Genomic DNA, 827 nt, shown 5'->3' with positions numbered 1-827 from the left:
GCCGTAGGCAATCGCATCAGCAGATGTGAATCAGAGGGGCAAACATAAACGGCAACAGCTCCAGTCCCCATTGTGAGTTCCGGCTGTTTCCAGAAATCTACTGCGCCTCATCCTTAAGCTAGGTTGCCCACGCGGTCGTTCCCCAAAAGTGTGTCCACAATGGCACGATTTTCCGGCGGCGGCGGCAGTTTCAGAACAATCGATCTACTCTGATGTATTTCTACAAATATAGTAGAAATTAGGCGGCGGCCAGCCAGCCACGATCTGTTCCGACGCCGGTAAACCAAAATAGAGGAAAGGTTGTTCCAGGATGACGCATCGCAAACTGGTTGGGTTCACCGGCAGTTTCAACCGCCCGTCGCGTTCCCGCGCGCTCGTCGAGCTGGTGGCCGATCTTGCCGCCGAGCGATACAACGTGACGGCGAACGTCTACGACATTAACGACCTCGGCGCTTCGCTCGGCAATGCGCGTCGCTTCGCGGATCTGGACGCAAAAGCGCAGACGGTCCTGCGTCAGATCACCGGCGCCGACGTGCTTGTGGTCGGCACGCCGACCTACAAGGGCAGCTACACCGGGCTCTTCAAACACGCCATCGACCTGATCGATCCCAGCGCTCTTCTGGGCACGCAGGTGATCCTGACCGCGACCGGCGGCGGGGATCGCCATGCGCTTATCGTCGAGCATCAGCTTCGGCCGCTGTTCGGATTTTTCCAGGCGCATGCTTTGCCGACGGCCGTCTACGCGGCCGACCGCGAATTTGTCGACTACCGTCTCGCGGCCGAACCAATTCGGCAGCGGGTGCGGCAGGCGGTGGCGGAGCTAGCAC

The 827-nt window shown here is 59.7% G+C and carries 1 protein-coding gene; it reads left to right on the top strand.

Translation table 11 applies throughout. From position 1 onward, the window contains the following. Positions 1-310: 310 nt before the first annotated feature. A partial coding sequence (gene msuE, locus EOA24_RS39810) for an FMN reductase (RefSeq protein ID WP_127410919.1) occupies positions 311-827 on the top strand: 517 nt, incomplete at its 3' end.

This window comes from Mesorhizobium sp. M2A.F.Ca.ET.039.01.1.1, assembly GCF_003998035.1.
Taxonomy (GTDB): Bacteria; Pseudomonadota; Alphaproteobacteria; order Rhizobiales; family Rhizobiaceae; genus Mesorhizobium.
This window is presented reverse-complemented; position numbering and strand designations above follow the sequence as displayed.